Genomic DNA, 22,648 nt, shown 5'->3' with positions numbered 1-22,648 from the left:
TTTGAAGGGATGAGTCAGGTACGGCGCTACAGATGGAAGCGATTCCAAGTCAATGCTTCTTAACGGCAGACGGTGGATAGCCTTTCGCTTCCTTGAACACTTTGCTGAAATAGGAAAGATCTTGAAAGCCGCAGGATTCGGCGGCTTCCGTCACGGTAACGCCGCCGGCCATCAGCATGATCTCAGCGTTATTCACGCGTATCCGCTGCAGGTATTCCTTGTAGGTCGAACCGGTATTCTTTTTGAATAGTTTCCCTAAATAAACGGGATGGAGGTTGAACTGCTCGGCGAAGTCGTTAAACGACAAGTCTTCCGCATAGTGTTCTTCGATGATGGCGGTCAGCTTCTTGATCCGCGGGTCCATATGCATGATCGTTTGGCGATGCATGCCGTGAAGCAGCCGGTGGAGAATGAGTTCGAACAATGCACGGGCATGGATCATATAAAACGGTTGTTTATTCATCCACACGTGGTTGAACTCCCGGATGTAGGCAAGTATCTCCTTGGTGATCAATTTCTTCGTTACGACGCCAAACGGAAGCCGGATATGATTGTGCGGTTCGGCCCAGAAAAAATTGAAAGGATACGCATGCATGGGAGATTCCTTGCACGTATGGGCTTCCCGTACGCTTCCCCCCGGAACGTACACCAGATCGCCCGCCTCAACTGCAAATTTTTTGCCGTCAATGTAGTAGTTTGCCCGGCCATCAACGACGAACGTCAAATCGTGAAACCCGATCCGGGCCTTCTGTATTCTCCAATCCGGATAACATTTGCGGTCCACGAACAGAAAAATATTCGGTACGAGATGTGGGTGATATTCAAGCTCCATGCGGATATCGCCTCCTTTTTAAACAAATTGTAATGTCCACATGAACATTTACAACCTGTGGTTGGATGGTCATTTCCCAATGTATCGCCGCTTGATCATGTGAAATCATCCATTAAGAAAGGGAAGGGTCCAATGATTACGTTAACCGGATTTGCAGACGAGATATCCCCGGATTTGGATGTTCAGCTGGATGTCCTGGAATCCGAAAGCATCCGTTATCTTGAGCTTCGAGGCGTTTGGGGCAAAAATGTGCTGCAGCTGACGGAAGAGGAAGCGTTGACCGTGAAAGAACGATTAGCGGAGCGGAGGGTCGGAGTCTCCTCGATCGGCTCGCCGATCGGGAAAATCCAAATCACCGACGACTTTGAAACCCATCTCGAGGACGCTCGGCGCGCCGTACGTCTAGCCAAGTTTTTCCAGGCGCCTTTTGTACGCGTGTTCTCCTTTTACATTCCGGACGGGGACTACGAGAAGCATCGGCCTGAAGTGATACGGCGCATGCAACGACTCGCTCAATTGGCTGAACGCGAAGGCGTGGTCCTGCTTCATGAGAATGAAAGCCATATTTATGGAGACACCGGCGAGCGATGTTTGGATCTGCTTCAAACGGTTTCATCCTTTCATTTGCGGGCAGCCTTTGATCCGGCGAATTTCGTGCAGTGCGGCGTGAACCCCTTCAATGAGGCCTATCCACTGGTAGGCGGGTATGCGTCGTATATTCATGTGAAAGACGCCATCATGGGGAAGGGGACCGTCGTACCGGCAGGCGATGGCGACGGTGAGCTCCGCGAGCTCATTCATGAGCTCAGCCGCAGGCGATTTTCAGGGTTTATGTCGTTGGAGCCGCATCTGCGCGCCGCCGGAAAATTCGAGGGATTCACGAATCCGGAGCTTTTCGTTGTGGCATCCAAAGCGATAAAGCGATTGTTAGCGGAGCAAGCAATGGAATGGAATTGACCGGCTGAATATTTATTCAACGCGTGACCTTGGTTTGAGGAGCCAAAAAAATTCGAGAGGAGCAGTCTCATGAGTTTACGGTTTAAGAAATACTTATGCGTATGTTTGTCTCTTGCCATCGCTTTGTCCATTCTGGTTGCACCTGGCAATATTGCCGCAGCCAGCGATGCCGTCATCAATGTTTCCTCGGAGAAGCAAGTGATTCGCGGCTTCGGAGGCATCAACCACCCGGCATGGATCGGCGATTTGACGGCAGCACAGAGAGATACCGCATTCGGAAACGGGGCGAATCAGTTAGGTTTCTCAATATTAAGAATCTACGTGCATGAAGACCGAAATCAGTGGCATCGTGAGCTGGAGACGGCCAAACGGGCCATTGCCCTTGGAGCCATCGTATTTGCTTCCCCTTGGAATCCGCCGGCCGATATGGTCGAGACCTTTAACCACAACGGCGATACGTCGGCAAAGCGGCTTCGTTACGACAAGTATGCCGCGTATGCCCAGCATCTTAACGATTTCGTGACGTACATGAGAAACAATGGCGTCGATCTGCATGCGATATCCGTCCAAAACGAGCCCGATTATGCACATGACTGGACGTGGTGGACACTGCAGGAAATGCTTCGGTTTATGAAAGAAAATGCCGGATCGATCAACACGAGAGTCATCGCGCCGGAATCGTTCCAGTATCTGAAAAATATGTCGGATCCGATTTTGAATGATCCCCAGGCGCTTGCCAATATGGATATTCTCGGCGCTCATCTGTACGGGACCCCGATTAGCAATTTCGCTTATCCGCTATTCAAACAAAAAGGAGCGGGAAAAGATCTCTGGATGACGGAGGTATACTACCCGAACAGCGACAACAACTCGGCGGATCGCTGGCCTGAAGCCCTTGACGTGTCCTATCACATCCACAATGCGCTGGTAGAAGGCGATTTTCAAGCCTACGTGTGGTGGTATATCCGCAGATCTTACGGTCCGATGAAGGAGGACGGCACGATCAGCAAACGCGGCTACAATATGGCTCATTTCTCCAAATTTGTCCGCCCCGGCTATGTCAGGGTGGATGCCACGAAAAATCCTGAATCCAACGTTTACGTATCAGCCTATAAAGGTGACAACAAAATCGTTATCGTTGCGATTAACCGGAGCAGCGCCGGGGTCAATCAGAACTTTGTGCTGCAAAACGGATCGGTTTCGCAGGTATCAAGGTGGATCACGAGCGGCAGCAGCAATCTTCAACCCGGTACGACTCTCAATGTAACGGGGAGCAACTTCTGGGCCCATCTTCCCGCGCAGAGCGTTACGACCTTTGTAGGCGAACTCGGGCGGTAATTTATCGTCCACGGTACTGGTTTCAATAATAAGCAGCAGTTTTAACAAAGAGCTGTCTCCAGGTCTTGCAGGCGACTTGGAAGGACAGCTCTTTGTTCTGGGCTGGATTTGATCCGCAATTTCAGCCCTAAACGGTTGGATGTCATTTCGCTCCCAGCCTATAGCCATGGTAAGCAATTGTACCCCGAGGAAGGAATTGTACCTTTTTCTTGCGAACAGTCAAGTGTATCATCGTATTGCCTTACTTTGAAAACGCTTTCTATTGAGGAGGGTACATATGCAGCGTTTATGGTCCAAGTTCTCCCCGGTGTTCCGCAGATTTCTGATTTCCTACTTGATCGTGCTCCTGATCCCCCAAATTGCGGGCTATGCATCGTACAGGACTTCGATTGAAGTGGCGAAAGCAAGCTCAATTGAAAACAGTCTGAGTTCCTTGAATCTGGGAAAAGAGATCATCGAGCGTCATCTGGTGGAGGTGGAAACCTTCACGAAGCAGCTTGCGATCAATCAGGATCTATATCGTCTGATCGCTGATCCCAAGCCGCTCGACAGCAACAACGTTTACGGCTTGGGACGCATGCAGCGCAGCCTGTCCATGTACAGCAGCACGAATGATTACCTCTCCAATTTCTTCATCTACATACGTAATTATAACGCGATTATTACGCCGAATACCGTCTATTACCGGCCCGAGCATTATTACGAGGCGAATCGGCTTGAAGGAATGACGTTTGAGGAATGGGAGGAGGCTGTATTAAAGAAACCTCATCTGAATGAGATGGTTCCGCTTAAAAAATATAGGCGAGAAATCCGCGATACGGTGTTTGTCGAGACGCCGGCCGTCACGTTTCTGCAATCGATCCCGCTTAACAGCTTTAACAATCCGCAGGCGATGATCGGCGTACTGATCGATGAAGATCATATGGGCAGCCTGCTGCAAAATATCGTGGACCAATACGGGGGCTGGGCGTTGGTTGCGGACCGGGAAGGCAGATTGATTCTGTCCCGCGGCATCGGAGAAGAGGAGGCCAAGCGCTTCACCGAAGCTTCCTCCGATGAGAACGGCGAGGTCAGCCCCACGGGCGACGGACGGCTGTTGATCTCCATCCGGTCCGACCTGAACGGCTGGACCTATATGGCCGGAATACCCGAGCAGGCGCTGATGACGAAGGCCGACAGAATCCAGAAGGTTACGACGACATTTACGCTGGCAGCGCTGGTTATCGGTTTGCTGATCGGACTTGTGCTCGCGTACCGGCACAGTGCTAAGGTCCATTCGCTACTGTCCGTATTTCGCGAACAAAACCACGTTTCTCGGGAAAAGATCGGCAACGAGTATGATTTTCTGGCCGGCAATATCGCGGCGCTGATCGCAAACAATAAATTGCTGGAGTCTTCACTGAACGATCAGCTCCCGCTGCTTAGGGATGCGTTCATCAAGCGGCTGCTGACAGGCGACTTCTATACGCTGCGCGAGCTCGAGGCGGTTTCCGGTCAAACCGGAGTCCGGCTCCGCGGCGAGCATGGACGTGCAGGCATTCTGAAAGTTGCCGGATATGGCAGCGCCGACAGTGAGGAAATCATCCAGGAACTCAGCGTCGCCCGGTTGATCGTCCGGCAGGCCTTGAGCCGGCTGGAACCCGATGTGCTGGTTACGGACTGGGGTTCGGACCAGATCGCTTTCGTGCATGTGCTTGCCGGAGAGCTAAATCGCCGCCTGGAAGACGGTTTGCTCGAACTGGTCGATGCCGTATATCGGCAGCATCGATTGTCGATCACGATCGGGCTGGGTTCGGCGTTCGACGCGTGGAACGGCGTAGCCGACTCGTTCAACGAAGCGCAGCAAGCACTGGAATATGCCGTCCACACCGGGGCAGTCGGCATCACCCGGTTCGAGGATGCGATGAAAGCAACGGAGCTGTACTATTATCCGATTGAATCCGAACAGCGAATGCTCAATACGCTTAAGGCGGGTGAACTGGAGGAAACCTACCGTCTTCTTGACCAGCTGTTCAGCCGGAACTTTGAAGAAAGGGAGTTGTCGTACGATATGACGCAGCAGTTTGTGACGGAGCTGAAGGGAACCTTTTTAAAGCTGGCCGAACAAAAAATATTCCACGACGAGTCGTTGACCGACCATATCAAGGAACAGATCGCTGCCGTTTCGTCAACGGACGGGGTCGATCAGCTCAGGGACAGATTCGGAAAGCTTATTCATGATATATGCATGGACGTCCGGAAGAAAAAATGCGACATGCATGCCGAGACCGTAAGTGAGATCATCCGCTATATCCACGAGCGTTACTCCGACGCCGAGCTGACGCTTTATCGTATCGCGGAGCATATTGGCAAGCCAGAAAAATATATCTCCCAAATGTTCAAGGAGCATACGGGAACGAATCCTTCGGACTACGTTGAACTGGTGAGGATCGGCAAGGCGGCCGAGCTGCTGCAGCAGAACCTATTGACGATTGACGAAATCGCTGCGCAGGTGGGGTATAACAGCGCCCATTCATTTCGGAGGGCCTTCAAGCGGGTTCGCGGCGTGTCGCCGAGCACGTTCCGGCAAATGGCCGATTAAGGAGACGGCGACCTAGCCGTCTTTTACGGAAGGGGAGTCAGGCACCTCATTAAACGAATGGATCGGACGTGTCGAGTGACGTTTTTTTATCGAATCCGTCAAATGAAAAAAACGAGGAAAATCAACGCTTGGAAAGTATCCGTTTCCGAAATTGTACGGTGAGGGAGAAAGTGTGCCTTTACGGCGCCGAGCGTGCAATTTTATGATTACGCACAAGAAAGCGCTGCCAAACAGAGTTCCTGCTTCATTGGCAGCTGCTCATCGAAGGAGGGATGGAACTGAGTACTCTATTTTCCAAGTCCAAAACAGTCAGAGCCCCGAGCAATACACGCTCGGAAATCGGGAGATTTGCCTCCCGAAGCTTCAGAAGACATTGGCAGCTGTATCTGCTGGTCATTCCGCCGGTCTTGTATTTCATCATCTTCAAGTACTTGCCGATGGCAAACGCCGTGCTTGCCTTCAAGAACTATAACGTGGTGAAAGGGATTTGGGGAAGTCCATGGGTCGGCACGCAGTACTTCGAGATGTTTTTTCGCAACCCGGCGTTCGCGACGCTGATCAAAAATACGCTGTACATTTCGTTCTATCAATTGATCGTCGGGTTTCCGATCCCGATTCTGCTGGCGTTGGCCTTGAACGAGGTGAAGAGCGCAAGGTTCAAAAAAACCGTGCAGATGGTCACCTATGCGCCATATTTCATCTCCACAGTGGTCATGGTGTCCATCATCATGCTGTTCCTGTCCCCACGTCTTGGGATCGTGAATACCATTGCCGGCGCGCTTGGCTTCGAAGCGATCAATTATCTTGGAGAGCCAGGCATGTTCCGCACGATTTACGTGCTGTCCGACGTATGGCAAACGATGGGCTACTCCGCCGTAATTTATCTTGCTGCGCTGGCGGGAGTGGACCCGTCATTATACGAAGCGGCCAAGGTGGACGGTGCCAATCGGTTACAGAAAATTCTGAACGTCGATCTCCCCGGCATTCTGCCGGCCGCGGTCATCATTCTGATTCTCAGCGTAGGCAACATCATGGCGCTCGGCTTCGAGAAAATGTACTTATTGCAAAATCCGCTGAACTTGTCCACGTCGGAAATCATCTCCACGTATGTGTACAAAATCGGGTTGCTGAACGCGAATTACAGTTTCGCCACGGCGGTCGGGCTATTCAATTCCTTGATCAATCTGGTGCTGCTCCTGGTTGTCAATGCCGTTGCCAAGCGGGCTTCTAATACCAGTCTCTGGTAAATTTCGCGAAAAGGGGGGAGTGACATGAACGCATTGCAAACCCATCAAGGAAGCCGACGGAGCACGAGGATCAAGATCAAGGAGTCGCTGGGGGACCGCATTTTTCTGAGCGTGACCTATATCTTGCTGACCTTGGTTCTAATTGCCGTCCTGTATCCGCTTATTTACATCGTAAGCTCGTCCCTGAGCAGTCCAAGCGCCGTCTCTGCAGGCAAGGTGTGGCTGTGGCCGGTCGACGTATCGCTGGCGGGGTATGAAGCGGTGTTCCGAAACGGCCAGGTGCTGACGGGTTATGCCAATTCGCTGTTTTATACCGTTGCCGGTACGTTTATCAGCGTATCCCTGACCATCATGGTCGCATACCCGTTATCGAAAAAGTCATTCTTCGGCCGCACGCCGCTTATGGTTTTCATTACATTCACCATGCTGTTCTCCGGCGGTTTGATCCCGACCTATCTGGTCGTCAAATCGATGGGCATGATCGACACGCGCTGGGCGCTGCTCATTCCGAACGCCGTGTGGGTATGGCAGGTCATTATCGCCAGAACCTTCTTTCAGACCTCGATCCCGGATGAGCTTTCCGAGGCGGCAGACATCGACGGGTGCAGCGACATCCGCTACATTTTCAGCGTCGTTCTTCCGCTTGCCAAACCGATTATCGCCGTGCTCTCACTCATGTACGCGGTGGGGCAGTGGAACGCCTACTTCGATGCCCTGATCTATTTGAAATCGCAATCGCTCTATCCGCTCCAGCTCATTCTCCGCAGCATTCTCATCCTGGGCAGCGGAACGGGCAATATGGATGCCGGGGAGATGGTTAAGCAGCAGCAAATGGCCGAGCTGATGAAATACTCGCTCATTGTGGTGGCAAGCCTCCCGGTGCTGGTGATCTATCCGTTTGTGCAGCGCTATTTCGTACAAGGCATGCTGATTGGCTCCGTGAAGGGCTGATCCCGGGCATCGCCCGTTATAGTGATAACCAATTCATGAGGGGGAGATTGATTTGAGAAAAACGGGAACCCGTCTGCTTGTTCTCATACTGATGCTTAGTTTGGTGCTTGCCGGATGCTCCGGCGGAAACGACAACGAAGGAAGCGAAGGGACAGAAGGCGGCTTACAGGATTCCGGTGAGAAGGTAACGATCAACGTATTTGCCCATCAAAGCTCGGATGTGGATCTGAAAACCAATAAGTTTACGAAAAAAATGGAAGAGCAATTCGGCATCAAGTTCAACTGGACAACCGTTCCGTTCGACGGCGCGGCCGAAAAACGCCAAATTTCGCTTGCGTCCGGCGACTATCCGGATTTGTATATGCTTATTCCTTGGGTGGACCGTTTCTCGCAGACGGACTTGCTGAAGTTCGGGCAGCAGGGGGTGATCGTTCCGCTTAACGACCTGATCGAGGAGCATGCTCCCCACATTAAGGAAGTGCTGGAGAACAACGAATATTATAAGGCCATGAACACTGCTCCTGACGGCAAGATTTACGGATTGACCGGCTTAAACGAATGCTTCCACTGCTCATACCCGAATAAAATGTGGATCAATACGAAGTGGCTTGATCAGCTCGGACTTGCGCAGCCGACGACGCCGGAAGAATTCAAAGCGGTCCTTGAAGCCTTCAAGACGCAGGATCCGAACGGAAACGGCAAGGCGGACGAAGTGCCGCTCAGCGGATCCGTCGAAAATTTCGGCGTTCACGTGATTCCGTATCTCATGAACGGCTTTATTTACAACGACGACAGGACGTATCTCATCATGAAGGAGGGCAAGGTCGACACCGCGGCGAACAAACCGGAATGGCGGGAAGCGCTGGCCTACATCAAATCGCTGTATGACGGCGGACTCATTGACCCGGGGGCGTTTACACAAAATGCAGGCGCGTACAAAAAAATCGGGGATAACGCCGACGCACAGCTTTTGGGTGCCGGAGCAGGCATGCATCCCGCCCTGTTTTTAACCACAGGAGAAGATGCACCCTACAGCAAGGACTACAACCCGCTTCCGCCTCTGCAAGGACCGCACGCCAATTATGCAACGTTCAACTATCCGATCGATCCGGGCGCATCCTTCGTTCTGACGAATAAAGCGAGCAAAGAGGCGCAGATCGCCGCCATTAAAATGCTGGATTATTTCTATACGCAAGAAGGGGCAATGCTCTCCTATCTCGGTGAAGAAGGCAAGAGCTGGCGCAAGCCGCAGGATGGAGAAATCGCGCTGAACGACAAAGTGGAGCCGCTCTATAAATCGATCCCGCTTGAATCCGGGGAGCAGCCCCGCAATGACAGCTGGGGGGCACTAACCCAATATAATCACCACCGGGCATACCGCGATTCCGAGGTTCAGGGCACGGATATTTACGCTAACGATGGTTACGAACGCCGTCTTTACGAGGCAACGTTATTGATGGAAGGCAAGGAGCCGAAAGAAATATTCCCGCACTGGGCGCTATGGGTCGACCCGTTGGTCGCCGATGAAGCCAGCATGATGCAGACCAACATCAAAGACTATGTCGACCAGAACGCTCTGCTGTTCATTACCGGCGCCAAGAGTCTGGATAAAGATTGGGATGATTACGTGAAAGGGCTGGAGGGTCTGAACATGCAGCGTTATCTTGAAATCATGCAGGCTGCCTACGATTCATCGACGATATCGAAGTAGACCGCGGCGCGATAAGCTCGGATTCTTTGGGGCATGATTCTGTGCTCAGGACGCGGGACTGTCGAAGCGAATGTCCAATTGTGAACGGCACTTCAGACGAGTCGAAACCAATGCGGTTCGAGGCAAGGCTTGCGTGCCCGAAGCGCTTTTGAGGTCAGCATTGCGATGGAAGGACGGAAAGCTCGCGCTGCGGGCTTTTTCGTTATAAGTGATCATTGATATGGGGCCGTGATATCAAAATAAGGTACAAATATGCGGGATTAGGCAATTTTTATTCTTATATCGGATCGTTACAATAAGTTGGAATGAAGGTGGCTTGGATGCGCATTGAAGCCCATCAGCATTATTGGAGAATCGACCGCAACGATTAAATGGATGGATTACGCCCGATTTTCCGGTGCTTTACCTTGGCGATTTGCCTTTCGACATGTGATGGAACTGAACTAGTGCAATTTATAAAGCGGATTGGAGGAGAAGCCATGACAAGCTTGGTTAGCAAGGAACAGAAGCATCGCTTGTGGTATAGGAAACCGGCGGCCGAATGGAACGAGGCGCTGCCGATCGGAAACGGCCGGCTGGGGGCGATGATTTTCGGCGGCACGGCTGAGGAGAAGCTGCAGCTCAACGAGGATTCCGTATGGTATGGTGGCCCCCGCGACCGCAACAACGAAGACGCGCTGCCTCATTTGCCAGAGATTCGAAAGCTGATTATGGAGGGAAGGCTGCGGGAGGCCGAGGAGCTGGCAGCGATGACGATGGCGGGGCTGCCCGAAGCGCAGCGGCACTATATGCCGCTCGGCGATCTGCTGTTGTCGTTTAGCCATCACGACCTTCCTGCCGTCGACTACGTGCGGGAGCTTGATTTGGAGAACGGCATATCCCGGGTCAGCTATCGGATCGGCGAGATCAGGTATACGCGCGAGCTGTTTGCCAGCTATCCGGATCAGGCGATCGTCATCCGGATATCCGCCGACAAACAGGGGACAGTCTCGTTAAAAGCCCGGTTCAATCGCCGAAACTGGAGATACCTGGAGAAGACGGACAAATGGAAGGAAAGCGGGCTTGCCATGCGCGGGGATTGCGGCGGCGAAGGAGGCAGCTCGTTTAGCGCCGTCCTGAAAGCGGTTCCGGATGGCGGCGTCTGCCGTACCCTTGGGGAGTATTTGCTGGTGGATGGCGCAAGCTCGGTAACGCTGCTGATCACTGCCGGAACAACGTTCCGCCATCCCGATCCGGAGCTTGATGGCAAACGGCGGCTGGAGATGCTGAGCCGGGTTCCATATGCTGAGCTGCTAGCCCGGCATGTCGCCGATTACCGCGAGCTGTACGGACGGGTCGATCTGAAGCTGCCCGAGAGCCCGGACAAAACCGTGCTGCCGACCGACGAACGGTTGATGCAGTTTCAACAAGGAGGAGAGGATCACGGCCTGATCGCGACTTATTTTCAATTCGGCCGATACCTGCTCATTGCTTCCAGCCGGCCGGGCTCTTTGCCCGCGAATCTTCAAGGCATCTGGAACGACAACTTCACCCCGCCGTGGGATAGTAAATTCACGATTAATATCAATGCACAGATGAATTATTGGCATGCAGAAAATTGCAATCTGGCCGAATGCCATGAGCCGTTGTTCGAGCTGATCGAACGGATGCGCGAGCCCGGTCGGGTGACAGCACATGTCATGTACGGCTGCCGGGGCTTCACCGCCCATCACAATACGGATATTTGGGCGGACACGGCGCCGCAGGATACGTATCTTCCGGCTTCTTTCTGGCCGATGGGCGCTGCCTGGCTGTGCCTGCATTTGTGGGAGCATTACCGGTTCGGTCAGGACCGATATTTTCTGGCGCGGGTGTATGAGACAATGAAGGAAGCGGCGTTGTTTCTGCTGGATTATTTGATCGAAGACGCCGAAGGACGGCTGGTGACTTGCCCTTCCGTCTCACCGGAGAACCGGTATAAGCTGCCAAACGGCGAGACGGGGGTGCTCTGCGTCGGAGCCGCGATGGATTTTCAGATCATCGAAGCGCTGTTTGATGCCTGCATTCGGGCTTCGGAAATCATCGGACGGGATGAGGCGTTCCGCGATGAACTCACGGGCACGCTGAAGCGGCTGCCCCAACCGCAAATCGGTAAATACGGCCAAATCCAGGAGTGGATGGAGGATTACGAAGAGGTGGAGCCGGGACACCGTCACATCTCCCATCTGTTTGCCCTTTACCCGGGCGAACGCTTTAGCGTGGAGCGAACGCCGGATTTGGCTGAGGCCGCCAAGACGACATTGGAACGCAGGCTTGCCAGCGGCGGGGGGCACACCGGCTGGAGCCGTGCATGGATCATTAACTTCTGGGCACGTCTGCAGGACGGAGCCACAGCTTACGAGAATGTGAGGGCGCTCTTGGACCACTCCACACTGCCTAATCTGTTCGATGATCATCCGCCATTTCAAATCGACGGTAATTTTGGCGGTACGGCAGGCATCGCCGAGATGCTGCTGCAAAGCCATGACGGGGCAATCCGGCTCCTTCCCGCAGTGCCCGATTGCTGGAGCGAGGGGAGCGTGAAGGGGCTGCGAGCCAGGGGAGGTTATACCGTCGACTTCGTTTGGGCAGAGGGCAAGGTTACGGAAGCCGTCGTCACTTGCGCAGCTTCAGGCCCTTGCCGATTGGAGGCTCCCGGCTTCGAACCCGTAGTGTTTGTGGGCGAGACTGGACGTTCTTATACGTTCTTTAGCAAAGAGACGGCAGTGGATCGATAAATGGATGGTCTTTCTTCGAGACATCCCGCTATACCATGGAATCCGATGACCAGGCTGGGGATCGAGACAAGAAACTCCCGCAATATTGAACTAGGAAAGCACAAGATAAGACGAGAAAAGGCAGGGAAACCCAGTTATACTGAACTTGCAAACGCATACTAAACGTCAAATGGGAGTGGTAAATCAACATGACGAAATTATTGCGCATCGGAACGCTGGTTGGCGGCGGGGACGCTGTACGGGTCATCCCTCAGATCGCGCCCCACGGCTTTGAATCGTTCGGCCTTACCTTCTGGCAGACGACAGGCGATACCGATCTTGTGGAGACGGCAAAGCGGGTTCGTGAGCTGCAAGCAGAACACGGTTTTATCGTGTCGACGCTCGGGATTTTCGGCAATCCGCTGACCGGGGAAGGCAGTAATGCCGATACCTTGGCGAGCTGGGAGCGTCTGATCGATCATGCCCATCTGTTCGGCACCGACATCGTTTCCGGTTTTACCGGACGATTGACGGGCGAATCCATCGACGCCTCGATCCCGCAATATGCGAAGGTGTTCGGCGAGCTGTCCAAAAGAGCGGCAGATCAAGGCGTCCGCATTGCATTCGAGAACTGTGACATGGGCGGGACATGGGAGACGGGGGATTGGAATATTGCCCATAACCCGACGGCGTGGGAGATGATGTTCAACGCCATCCCGTCGGACCATATCGGCCTGCAGTGGGAGCCCTGCCATCAGATGGTGTCTTTGATCGATCCGATTCCGCAGCTGCGGAAATGGGTGGATAAAGTATTCAACGTCCATGGCAAGGATGCAACGATTGCTTGGGATATCGTGAGGGAATATGGCATTCACGGGCCGAAGCCTTATGTATGGCACCGTACTCCCGGATTCGGCGACACCAACTGGACCGATATCATCACGATTTTGCGTCAGGGCAACTATCAGGGAACGATCGATATTGAAGGCTGGCACGATCCCGTATATAACGGGGAGCTTGAAATGACCGGACAGGTTCATGCGCTTCATTATTTGAAGCGATGCCGAGGCGGAGACTTCATACCGAATCCGGTGTAATCTGCGAGATTAAAAATTAAAGGAACGTCAGTAACCATCTAAAATAGATGGTTACTTTTTTTTCATAAAGATAGAAGCAATATTTATGGAAACAGTGTTTCATAAAGGAAATTTCGTAACATATCATGCTTGTTCAGGTGTTGCATGAATATACGATATAGTGTATTTTAATCCTATTCTATGAAGGTGGGGGTGGTAGATATGGATGATATGCGGATTGAGGAAATGACATTGAATGCCTGGCCCGCATTCCAAACGATCGTCCGTAACGGCTGGCTGCTCCGGTTAGCGGCCGGCTTCACGAAGCGTTCCAACTCGGTCAGCGCGCTCTACACGGAGCCGTCGGTTGATCTGTATGAACAGATTCAATATTGTGAACGCATATATGCAAGAGAAGGTCTTGACGTTGTATTTAAAGTTACGCCGTTCAATCCCCCTGAACTCGATTCGATTCTGGATGACCAAGGTTACTCCTTTCTCGACCCCACGAGCCTCAAAGTGCTGGATTGTCTGGACCACGTGCCGGCCCCGACATATCGGGATGTGTCCGTCTATGAACAGTTGAACAACGAATGGCTTGATGATCTGACGGTGGTTACGGGGCTCACGGCAAAAAACAGGGACATCAAGCAGCAGCTGTTCAGCCGCTCTTCCGTTCCTTACGGCTTCTTTTCCTTATATGATCAAGGCAGGCCGGCGGCCTGCGGAATCGGTGCTCTAGAGGAGAACGTTGTGGGGATATTTGATATTGCAACCGCACCTGCTTATAGGAAGCGAGGCTATGGCACACAGATTTTATTACATATTCTTCAATGGGCGAGAGCACAAGGGGCGACCAGCAGCTATCTCCAAGTCGTGCAAGCGAATCTGCCGGCTAACCGGCTATACGACCGGCTGCGCTACCGGGAAATATACACTTATTGGTATCGGGCGAAACATGTTGAATGATAAACCATTACCAGTCTATGCGGATTTTTGCATGTAGAGTATGGCAGCAAGTCCAAGGCTTGATCGCCAAGGGGTTACTCTATCGGCCGATCGGTTGTATAATCATGGGTGAAGCTAACCTGAAGACCTGGTCTTAGATAAGCTGTCTAAGCCGGGTCTTTATTTCAAGTCAGCCGTGGTTGACCATGCCATGCCATCGGGACCAATGATGGGGGGGATGGATGTGTGTATGTTGTGCTTGCTTTGGCATCCGAACGTAAAGGAGTGTTCAATTTTGTATACATACAGGCCGCTAAATGAACTGGATCTCGAGTTGATATGCGGCTTTCCGCAAACGCCGGAGGAGCTTTTTTACATGAGTCCGAGGTCCGGCTTTCCTTTGACGCCGCAGCAAGTGATGGACTTGCTCGAGAATCGGTTAGAGCCTACGGTTATCGTTGAGGCCTCCACTGATCGGCCAGTCGCTTACGCGAATTTCTATGATGTGAAGGACGGTTCAGCATGGCTCGGCAATGTCATCGTTGCCCCGGACCATCGGGGGAAAGGCGCTTCGAAAGAGCTGCTTCAAACAATGATGCGATTGGCGAAAACGAAATACGGGGTGAACAGCCTGCATCTCAGCTGCCATAATACCAACACGCGGGGGCTGGTTTTTTATCACAAACAGGGGTTCAAGCCGTATGAAGTAAACATTACCACGCTCAATGGAGATGCCGCGATGATTACGATTCAGATGAAGAGGGATTTGACGGAGCTATGAAAAACTTGGCTATAGGCGCAGGAATCTTCATCGTTGTGGAGCTGATCCTCATTCTATTATTTACAATGGATGGATGGGGCACGCTGATCTTTGCTGCAGGTGTAATGATTACATTGCTCGCTCTAAACGCTCATACAGCAGATGGAAATCGTTAAATATCATAGGGAGCAAAGACGCTCTCAGAATAGGGAAAAGATTCGGGAGCTGAACCGAAATCGTTCAAAGGAGGAGCATGTATGATTCAGGCTTTTATTTTTGATATGGATGGTGTCATTATTGACAGCGAGCCGCTTCATTTCGAAGTGGACATTCAGGTTATGAAGGATTTTGGGGCTGCTATCACGCAGGAGCAGCTCGAGAAATATGTAGGGATGACCAATCCCGAAATGTGGAAGCTGATCCGGGAAGAATATCAGCTGCAGCGGACGGTATCCGAAATCATCGATTATCAATTATCCAATAAAATTAAAATATTGACCGCACGCGAAATGGAACCGATTGACGGAATTCGCGAGCTGCTCGCGGATTTGAAAGCCAGCGGCATCCCCGTTGGGATCGCATCCTCATCGCCCCCCGTATTTATCCAAGCGGTGCTGGACAAATTCGGTCTGCTGGATGCCTTTAACTGTATCGTAAGCGGGGAAGAGGTCGACAGAGGCAAGCCTGCGCCTGATGTATATTTGAAGGCAGCTGAATTGCTTGGCTCGGAGCCTGCTTCCTGCATGGTGCTGGAGGATGCGCGCCATGGCATTGCTGCGGCCAAAGCAGCCGGCATGCAGTGTATCGGTTTCGTTAATCCAAATTCGGGTAACCAGGATCTATCCGCCGCAGATTATGTAGTCCGCTCAATTGCAGAAGTGAGCGCAATATGCCAGCTGAAGAGTTAGGTCGTAACAGCTCGGTCCTTGTAAGGGCTGGGCTTTATTTTTTGAGGCTTGGTTGAATGGGACCAACTTATCCGGGGTGGTTCTCGTTAATATAATAGCAGCTACTAATAGCTAGACCTAAGTCTAGGATGATTATCGTCTGGAGACGGAAGCTATCGCCACTCGTTCATGGTATCCTTTCATTAACTTGAACAGGACAGAGGCGTGGTCAGGAAGTATTGCCTCGATCATTCGGAGTGCCCGCGAATTTAAGCGAACTCATATTACCCGGCTGTAACACAAGTAACCATGCAGAGGAGCACGTGTTGAATGGAGTTTTTACGTAACTTAGGCGATATCGGCTTATTTATTCACGCGATGATCGATGCCATTATTTTTCCGATCCCCGCGTTATTTTCGCAATTATCTTTGAGCGTCCTAACCCCGGAGCGGGCGATTTGGCTGGCAACCATCGGATTTGTCGGATGTATTCTCGGAACGCCGATCGGTTACGGCATCGGCAAAGCTTCCGGGCAGCTTGTTCTGAGCAAGATGCTCAAGAAGAAATGGTATGATTCGGCAACAAGCTTGTTTAAGAAGCACGGAGAGGCCGCGATCCTTGTCGGCGCATTCACGCCCATCCCATTCAAAATCTTTACGATTTTGTCGGGCTGCATGAATTACCCGTTGTGGAAGCTCCTCAGCTATGCCGCGATCGGGCGGGCGTTCAAATTTTACACGGTTGGCGTATTGTTCTATATATACGGCAGAGCCGCCGAGCATATGGTTGATCATGTGCTGACCATCATTCTGCTGGTTGCCGGCGCACTCATCGGGGGCATTTGGTTTACGATCCATACCGTGAAGAAACGAAAGAAGAAGCAGGCGGAGGAGCTTCAAGCTCCGGCAGAAACAGAAGCAACACATCAAGATCAAGTATCGGCAGGTGGGAACTAATATGCTGGAACGCGTTCAACGATGGGATCATCAATTGTTCGTATGGTGCAACCAATCGATCAGCAGCCGGATATTTGACCGGTTGTTCGGCGGAATCACACATCTGGGCGGTGCCATTTCGACCATCGCCAGCGCACTGCTGATCGCCTGGTTTGCTTACGAGGCGTGGGATGTATCGGCGTACCAAAGCGCAATCGCACTGCTCGTCAGTCACATTATTGTCGTATTGATCAAAAAAGGAGTGCGGAGAAACCGGCCGTTCCGGGCTTTGGAGCAAGTGAAGGTCGGGAACTTCCCGCTCAAGGACTATTCGTTTCCATCGGGACATACCTCAGCTATTTTTGCGGTCATAACACCGGTATTGTTTCTCGTGTCCCCGCTGTACACCTGTTTGTTGCTTGCTCTGGCCGCATTGGTCGGACTTTCCAGAATTTATTGGGGGTATCATTACCCGACGGATTGCTTGGCGGGCGGCGCTATTGGATTCGGAACCGGCTGGCTGGTCGTGTACCTAATGAATGCTGTAGGAATATCTTAACGTCTGATAAGGAGTCGTATCGATGAAATCCATGAATGAGCACCAAATTTTAATATTAACCGGCAGTCTGGGCGAAGGCCATAACCAGGCAGCCAGGGCCATTGTGGAGTCAGCCAAGAGAAACTCCCCGCATCTAAGCGTTAAAGTCATTGATTATATGGAGCTGACGCATCCACGTTTGCATGTGGCAGGCCAATACTTTTTTATTCAATGGGTAAAGCACTTTCCTTCGTTGTACGGTTATTTGTTTCAAAAGACGAGGGAGGAAAACACCCTCATCCAGCTCCTAAAGCGTTTGAGCACGTTCAGCCTGCAAAAGCTGGGCAGTTTGCTAGAAGATCAGAAACCGTCCGTTGTGATCAGCACGTTTCCGCCTGCGGCTGCAGGCATGTCGCTGCTGAAATCGATGGGCCTCACCGATGTACCTGTCGTCACGGTGATTACCGATCATACGGATCACAGCTACTGGATTCATGAGCATACCGATCACTATATGGTGGGATCGGGTAAGGTCAAGGAGGCCTTGCAGCGTAAAGGAATAGCCGGCGAGAAAATATCGGTCACGGGCATACCGGTCCATCCGCTGTATACGCAGCCGGTGAATCGTGATCGGGTTCGCGAGAGCTACCGGCTGAGCCCGTCTGAGCAAGTCGTCCTCATGATGGGAGGCGGCGAAGGTATGATCGACAGCGAGATCGTGAAGCTGCTTCAATCGCGGGCATATCCCGAGCATGTCCGGTTTATCGTCGTATGCGGACGCAATGATAAGCTGTATCAATCGCTGCAGGAAGAATTTGCGGATCACCAGCAGGTTATGGTCATGGGGTATGTAAACCGAATGCACGAATTAATGGCCATTGCCGATCTCATGATAACAAAGCCGGGCGGACTCACGATATCCGAAGCGCTAACGATGGAATTGCCGATGCTGCTCTTCAAGCCGGTTCCGGGTCAAGAACAGGATAATGCGGATTATTTGGTCGGGATCGGGGTTGCCCAGCAGGCGGACGAGGGAGAGCTTGAGGACCGGCTTCTCCACATGCTGCATCATGCGTCCATTCTGGCAGAGATGAAACGCAGCGCTGCGCGATACGGTCATAAAGATTCCGCGCTTTCCGTGTTATCAGCATTAATGACGGTATTGCAAAGCCATTCCGCACAGCGGAACTGGCTGCATGAGCTCGATCCCCGTGCTTATGGATTAATGTCTAGAGAAGCCTACCTGCAAGATTACGAGGGGCAATACGCAGACAGCTTTCGTTAAAAGATGAAGGAGCAGACCGATGAATTTATTCGAAGTCGTTGAACGATTATTTGAACAATATGGATATATGGTGCTTCTGATCGGGCTGCCCCTTGATTTTATTGCGCTTCCGATTCCTCCGGGTAACAGCACACTGACGTATACCGGCTTCCTGGCGTACAAGGAAGTCATTAGCTTTGCTCCGGCACTCCTGTTTGCCTTCTGCGGCGCAGCCATCGGCCTAACCATTACGTATGTGCTGGGCTACAAGCTGGGCATGCCGCTCATCGAGCGATACGGGAAGTGGTTGTTTCTGAAGCCGTCCCTGGTAGAGAAGACGCAGGCCTACTACGACAAATACGGCAATAAGCTATTGCTCATTAGCTTTTTCATTCCCGGCGTCAGGCAATTTATCGGGTACTTTATCGGGATGATCCGTGTCCCGTTCCGGACGGTCTGCCTGTACGGTTACTTGGGCATTGCTTCGTGGGTCATCGGCTTTTTCAGTATCGGCTTTATCTTCGGGGAGCAGTGGCAGGTTATTCTGAACCTGGTTGAACACTATTTGAAGGTCATCTTCATCTGCCTAGGGTGTTCGTTGTTGATTCTGCTGGTATGGAGTCGTGTAAAGCGCGCGCGGGCGCAAAAGCTTGCCGAAGGTGAAAAAATCAAGCAGGTTCGCAAAATTGGGGAATAGGGTACTGTTTACTTCATTCGGTCTCCCTTGCAGATAATGCGGATGAACTAAACAAGGATTCCATAGCGACCTTCCCCATTGTATAATCGAAGGTATACATCCATGAAATACAAACCCAGCTGAAAGAAAGGATCTTCTTGAGCTGGGTTTTTTCAGTAGTTTTGGTGAACGGAAGTTAGAAGGGGGCCGTTATGAGAATTGAAGTGATTTCGATATCTCAACCCCGATGCGAATTGGGCGGATGCGATTAAAACCGCTTAGTTGAGCTTGAGATCGGACGAATGGAGCAAATAAGCATAATAACGATTATTAGAATTAGGAGGGACCATCCCATGCTGGGCATTATTCCATTATTTCGAATATTTGATGTGGACAAGGCCAAGGAATTTTATGTTCATTATCTTGGCTTTCAGATTGATTGGGAGCATCGTTTTGAAGATGGAGCTCCGCTGTACATGCAGGTAACCAAGGGAGAGGTTTCCATTCACTTGACCGAGCATCATGGGGACTGTACGCCCGGGTCGGCTGTTCGCATTGAAATGACGGAGATCGAGCAATATCACGCGGAGCTCCACTCGAAGAACTATCCATATGCACGACCTGCCGTTGAGACGGCACCTTGGAACAGCAAAGAGGTGTGCGTAACCGACCCCTTCGGCAATAGAATCACTTTTTATGAGGAGTTGGAACCGTCATGAAGCTGCTGTCACACGAGCAAACGGACCGGGCGAAACAGTACATGCTGACTCAAGCCAGAGCGCTTGAAGCCGCCCTATATCGATATGAATTCGAAGGCGGGAGCTTTTCCGAAGTGCTTGAAGAGCTCAGCCGGTATCAAAATGATGACGGCGGATTTGGTCATGGGCTTGAGCCCGATCTTCGCTGCAAAGAATCATCTGCGCTTGCCACAACCCGGGCGCTGGAGCTGCTTCGGCTGGATGGTACTGGCGAGGGCGAAGAAATGGTTATCCGGACGCTGGGTTATCTTGAACGTACGTATATTCCGGAACGGTTCGGGTGGGATATCATCCCGAAAGAGGCCGAGCAATCGCCGAGGGCCATTTGGTGGAAGTACGGGGCTTTTGCTGACCATTGGGGCAACCCGAATGCAGATATCGCTGCTTATTTCATGGACTATCGGGCGTTGTGCCCGTTTGGTCCGCTGGATTCGGTCATCCGCTATGCATTGGATTATTTGCGGGAAGCCTGCGATCTGACGGAGATGCATGAGTTATTCTGCTATTTGCGTTTCAAGGAGCGACTGCCGGAGGAGCAAGCCCTTGAAATTCAGGAGCTGTTAGAACGTTATCTGGACAACTGTATCAGCAGCGATACCGCGGAACGCGAAGGATACGGTGCGACAGCGCTCAGCATCATGGATTCCCCTAATTCGCCTTATTATAAGAAGTATAAAAATATGCTGCCCTTAGAACTGGATTTGCTTGTGGAGACGCAAGGGGAGGACGGGGCGTGGGAGCCGAATTGGACGTGGTACCAATACGATGAGGTGTGGCCGTTGGCGAAGGAAGAGTGGAAGGGAATCCTGACGCTGAACGCCTTGCGAACGCTGCGAAACTTTAAACGGATAGAAACGGTTCAGTAGCGCGGATAAAAGAATGTAAGATAGATGTCCGGGAACTTGATGGAGAAACGGCTCGTTTGCTTAATCGGCAAGCGAACCGTTTTTTTGAGTGGGGCGATTCTTGAGCTGCGTTCAAATGATAGATATGGCGATTTTAAATTTACATAGAGTCATCAAAAGTTGAGACGAACCTGTGTATTCGGCATACTCCTTTCGTAATCTGCTCCGAAGTCAGGTTGTCGTATCCAAGCACGATGCCACCCTCAGGGTTTCGATCCGCTATCCTGTAATCATCAGAGCGTTCCACCCGGAAGCCGAAAGCGCTCGTATCGTTCCATGGCAGCTCAATATGCCTTTCATGATGAAACAGGACCTGAAGATGCATGCCGGCTTCATCCCCCGTTATGGAGATCCGGTCTCCGAAGATCTGTGCGAGCCGTTCCGTCAGCAAGTTTCGCCGCTTTTTGTACACCTTCTTCACGGTATGGATATGGCGTTCCAGCTGGCCGTCCTGTATGAATGCAGCCAGCGCTTTCTGAATCACGGCAGGGGTATGCAGATTGAGCCTGTCCTTCGTCATGGTAATGGTATCGATCAAACTCGGGGGCACGATCAGAAATCCGATGCGAAGGCTCGGAGACAAGGTCTTACTGAAGGTGCCGACATAGATCACCCTGGAAGGCGAGAGTGTTTGCAACGGAGGAACCGGAATGCCTTTGAGCCGAAATTCACTGTCATAGTCGTCCTCGATCACATAGGCATCCGCCTCCTCCACCATGCGAATGGCTTGATGCCTCCGCTGAATCGGCATCAGACTGCCGGAAGGGAATTGATGTGACGGTGTCAGCAGCAGTAAATGTCCGGGCAGGAACGTTCGTATCGCATCAACCTGCATGCCGTTGGAGTCCACTTGAACCGGAACCAGTGAATAATTCATCATGCGAAAAATATCGCGAGTAATATCGATGGTCGGATCCTCTATGTATATGGAATTGAACTGAGCGGATAAGGCTTTGGCCAATAGAAGGAATCCTTCGGAGGCGCCGGAAACGATAAACAACTGATCCGCAGAGCAGCTGATGCCTTTGGAACGGAATAGGTAGTCACGCAGGGCAAGGCGAAGGGACGGGCTTCCTTTTACATCGCCGTAATTATAATCATGAGGGCTCGATCCCGCCGCTTCCTTTAAATATTTGGCCCAACTCTTTCCGGGGAACCGTGCTAGATCGGGGATGCCGGTTGCAAAATCGATGATGGTCCGATCAGGAGATGCTGGCGATGTTATGGCGGGTTCCATCTTCGCCGGGACTTGATGTACCCGGGCTGCCGCATTCGGCATAATTCCGCCGGCGACGTAAGTGCCAGAACCGACGCGGCAGTCTAAATAGCCTTCGGCGGTCAGCTGCTCATACACCTCAATCACGACATTGCGTGCAATTCCCCACTCCTTGGCCATTACCCGGGTCGGGAGCAGTCTAGTGCCGGCGGCCAGCTGGCCGGATTCGATCCTTTCACGCAGTTGATGACATAGCTGCCGGGTTACGGGTAGGGAGGAGTTTCGGTCGATATAGATGCCGTACATTGTGATTCAGCTCCTTATTGGTTCCT

20 protein-coding genes are annotated in these 22,648 nt (G+C 51.9%); 18 read left to right on the top strand and 2 right to left on the bottom strand.

The window, feature by feature from the left end:
• Positions 1-49: 49 nt before the first annotated feature.
• Positions 50-832, bottom strand: coding sequence for an AraC family transcriptional regulator (locus J2Z18_RS19580; RefSeq protein WP_007130171.1), 783 nt, complete (start codon positions 830-832; stop codon positions 50-52).
• A gap of 132 nt (positions 833-964) precedes the next feature.
• On the opposite strand from J2Z18_RS19580, the gene J2Z18_RS19575 reads away from it, so the two are divergent.
• The 18 genes from J2Z18_RS19575 to J2Z18_RS19490 all read left to right on the top strand — a co-directional run bounded on the left by J2Z18_RS19575 (position 965) and on the right by J2Z18_RS19490 (position 21,061).
• Positions 965-1,789, top strand: a complete 825-nt coding sequence (locus J2Z18_RS19575; protein WP_007130170.1) for a sugar phosphate isomerase/epimerase family protein — start codon at positions 965-967, stop codon at positions 1,787-1,789.
• 69 nt (positions 1,790-1,858) lie between these two features.
• Positions 1,859-3,127 (top strand): glucuronoarabinoxylan endo-1,4-beta-xylanase XynC, encoded by a 1,269-nt coding sequence (gene xynC, locus J2Z18_RS19570; RefSeq protein ID WP_210095193.1) that lies wholly within the window; start codon positions 1,859-1,861, stop codon positions 3,125-3,127.
• Between the two features lie 277 nt (positions 3,128-3,404).
• Positions 3,405-5,708 (top strand): helix-turn-helix domain-containing protein, encoded by a 2,304-nt coding sequence (locus J2Z18_RS19565; RefSeq protein WP_007130168.1) that lies wholly within the window; start codon positions 3,405-3,407, stop codon positions 5,706-5,708.
• A gap of 272 nt (positions 5,709-5,980) precedes the next feature.
• On the top strand, positions 5,981-6,955 hold the full coding sequence (locus J2Z18_RS19560) for an ABC transporter permease (RefSeq protein WP_007130167.1): 975 nt from the start codon (positions 5,981-5,983) through the stop codon (positions 6,953-6,955).
• A gap of 24 nt (positions 6,956-6,979) precedes the next feature.
• Entirely contained in the window at positions 6,980-7,906 is a 927-nt protein-coding gene (locus tag J2Z18_RS19555) for a carbohydrate ABC transporter permease (RefSeq protein WP_007130166.1), read from the top strand.
• 52 nt (positions 7,907-7,958) lie between these two features.
• The gene (locus J2Z18_RS19550; RefSeq protein WP_007130165.1) at positions 7,959-9,617 is read left to right on the top strand and encodes an ABC transporter substrate-binding protein; all 1,659 of its coding nucleotides are present in this window, start codon (positions 7,959-7,961) and stop codon (positions 9,615-9,617) included.
• Between the two features lie 479 nt (positions 9,618-10,096).
• A complete protein-coding gene (locus tag J2Z18_RS19545) occupies positions 10,097-12,373 on the top strand; it encodes a glycoside hydrolase family 95 protein (protein WP_007130164.1) in 2,277 nt (758 codons plus the stop codon).
• A gap of 188 nt (positions 12,374-12,561) precedes the next feature.
• Complete coding sequence (locus J2Z18_RS19540) at positions 12,562-13,449, top strand: sugar phosphate isomerase/epimerase family protein (RefSeq protein WP_210095192.1); 888 nt, start codon at positions 12,562-12,564, stop codon at positions 13,447-13,449.
• A 201-nt stretch (positions 13,450-13,650) separates the two neighbouring features.
• Complete coding sequence (locus J2Z18_RS19535) at positions 13,651-14,397, top strand: GNAT family N-acetyltransferase (RefSeq protein ID WP_007130162.1); 747 nt, start codon at positions 13,651-13,653, stop codon at positions 14,395-14,397.
• 217 nt (positions 14,398-14,614) lie between these two features.
• Positions 14,615-15,157, top strand: coding sequence for a GNAT family N-acetyltransferase (locus J2Z18_RS19530; protein ID WP_312889666.1), 543 nt, complete (start codon positions 14,615-14,617; stop codon positions 15,155-15,157).
• Entirely contained in the window at positions 15,154-15,312 is a 159-nt protein-coding gene (locus tag J2Z18_RS19525) for a hypothetical protein (protein ID WP_007130160.1), read from the top strand. The genes J2Z18_RS19530 and J2Z18_RS19525 overlap by 4 nt, the downstream gene beginning before the upstream one ends.
• Before the next feature lie 81 nt (positions 15,313-15,393).
• Positions 15,394-16,044: an HAD family hydrolase gene (locus J2Z18_RS19520; protein ID WP_007130159.1), complete on the top strand. Its 651-nt coding sequence runs from the start codon at positions 15,394-15,396 to the stop codon at positions 16,042-16,044.
• 309 nt (positions 16,045-16,353) lie between these two features.
• On the top strand, positions 16,354-16,980 hold the full coding sequence (locus J2Z18_RS19515) for a YqaA family protein (RefSeq protein WP_007130158.1): 627 nt from the start codon (positions 16,354-16,356) through the stop codon (positions 16,978-16,980).
• A gap of 1 nt (position 16,981) precedes the next feature.
• Positions 16,982-17,518: a phosphatase PAP2 family protein gene (locus J2Z18_RS19510; RefSeq protein WP_007130157.1), complete on the top strand. Its 537-nt coding sequence runs from the start codon at positions 16,982-16,984 to the stop codon at positions 17,516-17,518.
• Positions 17,519-17,540: 22 nt separating this feature from the next.
• Entirely contained in the window at positions 17,541-18,782 is a 1,242-nt protein-coding gene (locus J2Z18_RS19505) for an MGDG synthase family glycosyltransferase (protein WP_007130156.1), read from the top strand.
• Positions 18,783-18,801: 19 nt separating this feature from the next.
• Positions 18,802-19,458: a DedA family protein gene (locus tag J2Z18_RS19500; protein ID WP_007130155.1), complete on the top strand. Its 657-nt coding sequence runs from the start codon at positions 18,802-18,804 to the stop codon at positions 19,456-19,458.
• A gap of 332 nt (positions 19,459-19,790) precedes the next feature.
• A complete protein-coding gene (locus J2Z18_RS19495; protein ID WP_007130154.1) occupies positions 19,791-20,156 on the top strand; it encodes a glyoxalase superfamily protein in 366 nt (121 codons plus the stop codon).
• Positions 20,153-21,061: a hypothetical protein gene (locus tag J2Z18_RS19490; RefSeq protein WP_007130153.1), complete on the top strand. Its 909-nt coding sequence runs from the start codon at positions 20,153-20,155 to the stop codon at positions 21,059-21,061. Before J2Z18_RS19495 ends, J2Z18_RS19490 begins: the two co-directional genes overlap by 4 nt.
• 139 nt (positions 21,062-21,200) lie before the next feature.
• Here J2Z18_RS19490 and pdxR read toward each other — a convergent pair whose 3' ends face one another.
• Positions 21,201-22,622 (bottom strand): MocR-like pyridoxine biosynthesis transcription factor PdxR, encoded by a 1,422-nt coding sequence (gene pdxR, locus J2Z18_RS19485; protein ID WP_007130152.1) that lies wholly within the window; start codon positions 22,620-22,622, stop codon positions 21,201-21,203.
• Positions 22,623-22,648 lie beyond the last annotated feature (26 nt).

The sequence above is a fragment of the Paenibacillus lactis genome, assembly GCF_017873605.1.
GTDB lineage: Bacteria > Bacillota > Bacilli > Paenibacillales > Paenibacillaceae > Paenibacillus_AQ > Paenibacillus_AQ lactis.
Note: the sequence above shows the minus strand (reverse complement) of the source record. Positions and strands in the feature narration are given on the sequence as shown.

Bases quoted from the DNA above. Each gene is read 5' to 3' on its own strand.
- J2Z18_RS19520 (WP_007130159.1), top strand. From the start codon at position 15,394: ATGATTCAGGCTTTTATTTTTGATATGGATGGTGTCATTATTGACAGC.
- J2Z18_RS19490 (WP_007130153.1), top strand. From the start codon at position 20,153: ATGAAGCTGCTGTCACACGAGCAAACGGACCGGGCGAAACAGTACATG.
- J2Z18_RS19535 (WP_007130162.1), top strand. From the start codon at position 13,651: ATGGATGATATGCGGATTGAGGAAATGACATTGAATGCCTGGCCCGCA.
- J2Z18_RS19505 (WP_007130156.1), top strand. From the start codon at position 17,541: ATGAAATCCATGAATGAGCACCAAATTTTAATATTAACCGGCAGTCTG.
- pdxR (WP_007130152.1), bottom strand. From the start codon at position 22,622: ATGTACGGCATCTATATCGACCGAAACTCCTCCCTACCCGTAACCCGG.
- J2Z18_RS19560 (WP_007130167.1), top strand. From the start codon at position 5,981: ATGGAACTGAGTACTCTATTTTCCAAGTCCAAAACAGTCAGAGCCCCG.
- J2Z18_RS19510 (WP_007130157.1), top strand. From the start codon at position 16,982: ATGCTGGAACGCGTTCAACGATGGGATCATCAATTGTTCGTATGGTGC.
- J2Z18_RS19555 (WP_007130166.1), top strand. From the start codon at position 6,980: ATGAACGCATTGCAAACCCATCAAGGAAGCCGACGGAGCACGAGGATC.
- J2Z18_RS19525 (WP_007130160.1), top strand. From the start codon at position 15,154: ATGAAAAACTTGGCTATAGGCGCAGGAATCTTCATCGTTGTGGAGCTG.
- J2Z18_RS19540 (WP_210095192.1), top strand. From the start codon at position 12,562: ATGACGAAATTATTGCGCATCGGAACGCTGGTTGGCGGCGGGGACGCT.
- J2Z18_RS19495 (WP_007130154.1), top strand. From the start codon at position 19,791: ATGCTGGGCATTATTCCATTATTTCGAATATTTGATGTGGACAAGGCC.
- J2Z18_RS19530 (WP_312889666.1), top strand. From the start codon at position 14,615: ATGGATGTGTGTATGTTGTGCTTGCTTTGGCATCCGAACGTAAAGGAG.
- J2Z18_RS19545 (WP_007130164.1), top strand. From the start codon at position 10,097: ATGACAAGCTTGGTTAGCAAGGAACAGAAGCATCGCTTGTGGTATAGG.
- xynC (WP_210095193.1), top strand. From the start codon at position 1,859: ATGAGTTTACGGTTTAAGAAATACTTATGCGTATGTTTGTCTCTTGCC.
- J2Z18_RS19500 (WP_007130155.1), top strand. From the start codon at position 18,802: ATGAATTTATTCGAAGTCGTTGAACGATTATTTGAACAATATGGATAT.
- J2Z18_RS19575 (WP_007130170.1), top strand. From the start codon at position 965: ATGATTACGTTAACCGGATTTGCAGACGAGATATCCCCGGATTTGGAT.
- J2Z18_RS19580 (WP_007130171.1), bottom strand. From the start codon at position 832: ATGGAGCTTGAATATCACCCACATCTCGTACCGAATATTTTTCTGTTC.
- J2Z18_RS19515 (WP_007130158.1), top strand. From the start codon at position 16,354: ATGGAGTTTTTACGTAACTTAGGCGATATCGGCTTATTTATTCACGCG.
- J2Z18_RS19565 (WP_007130168.1), top strand. From the start codon at position 3,405: ATGCAGCGTTTATGGTCCAAGTTCTCCCCGGTGTTCCGCAGATTTCTG.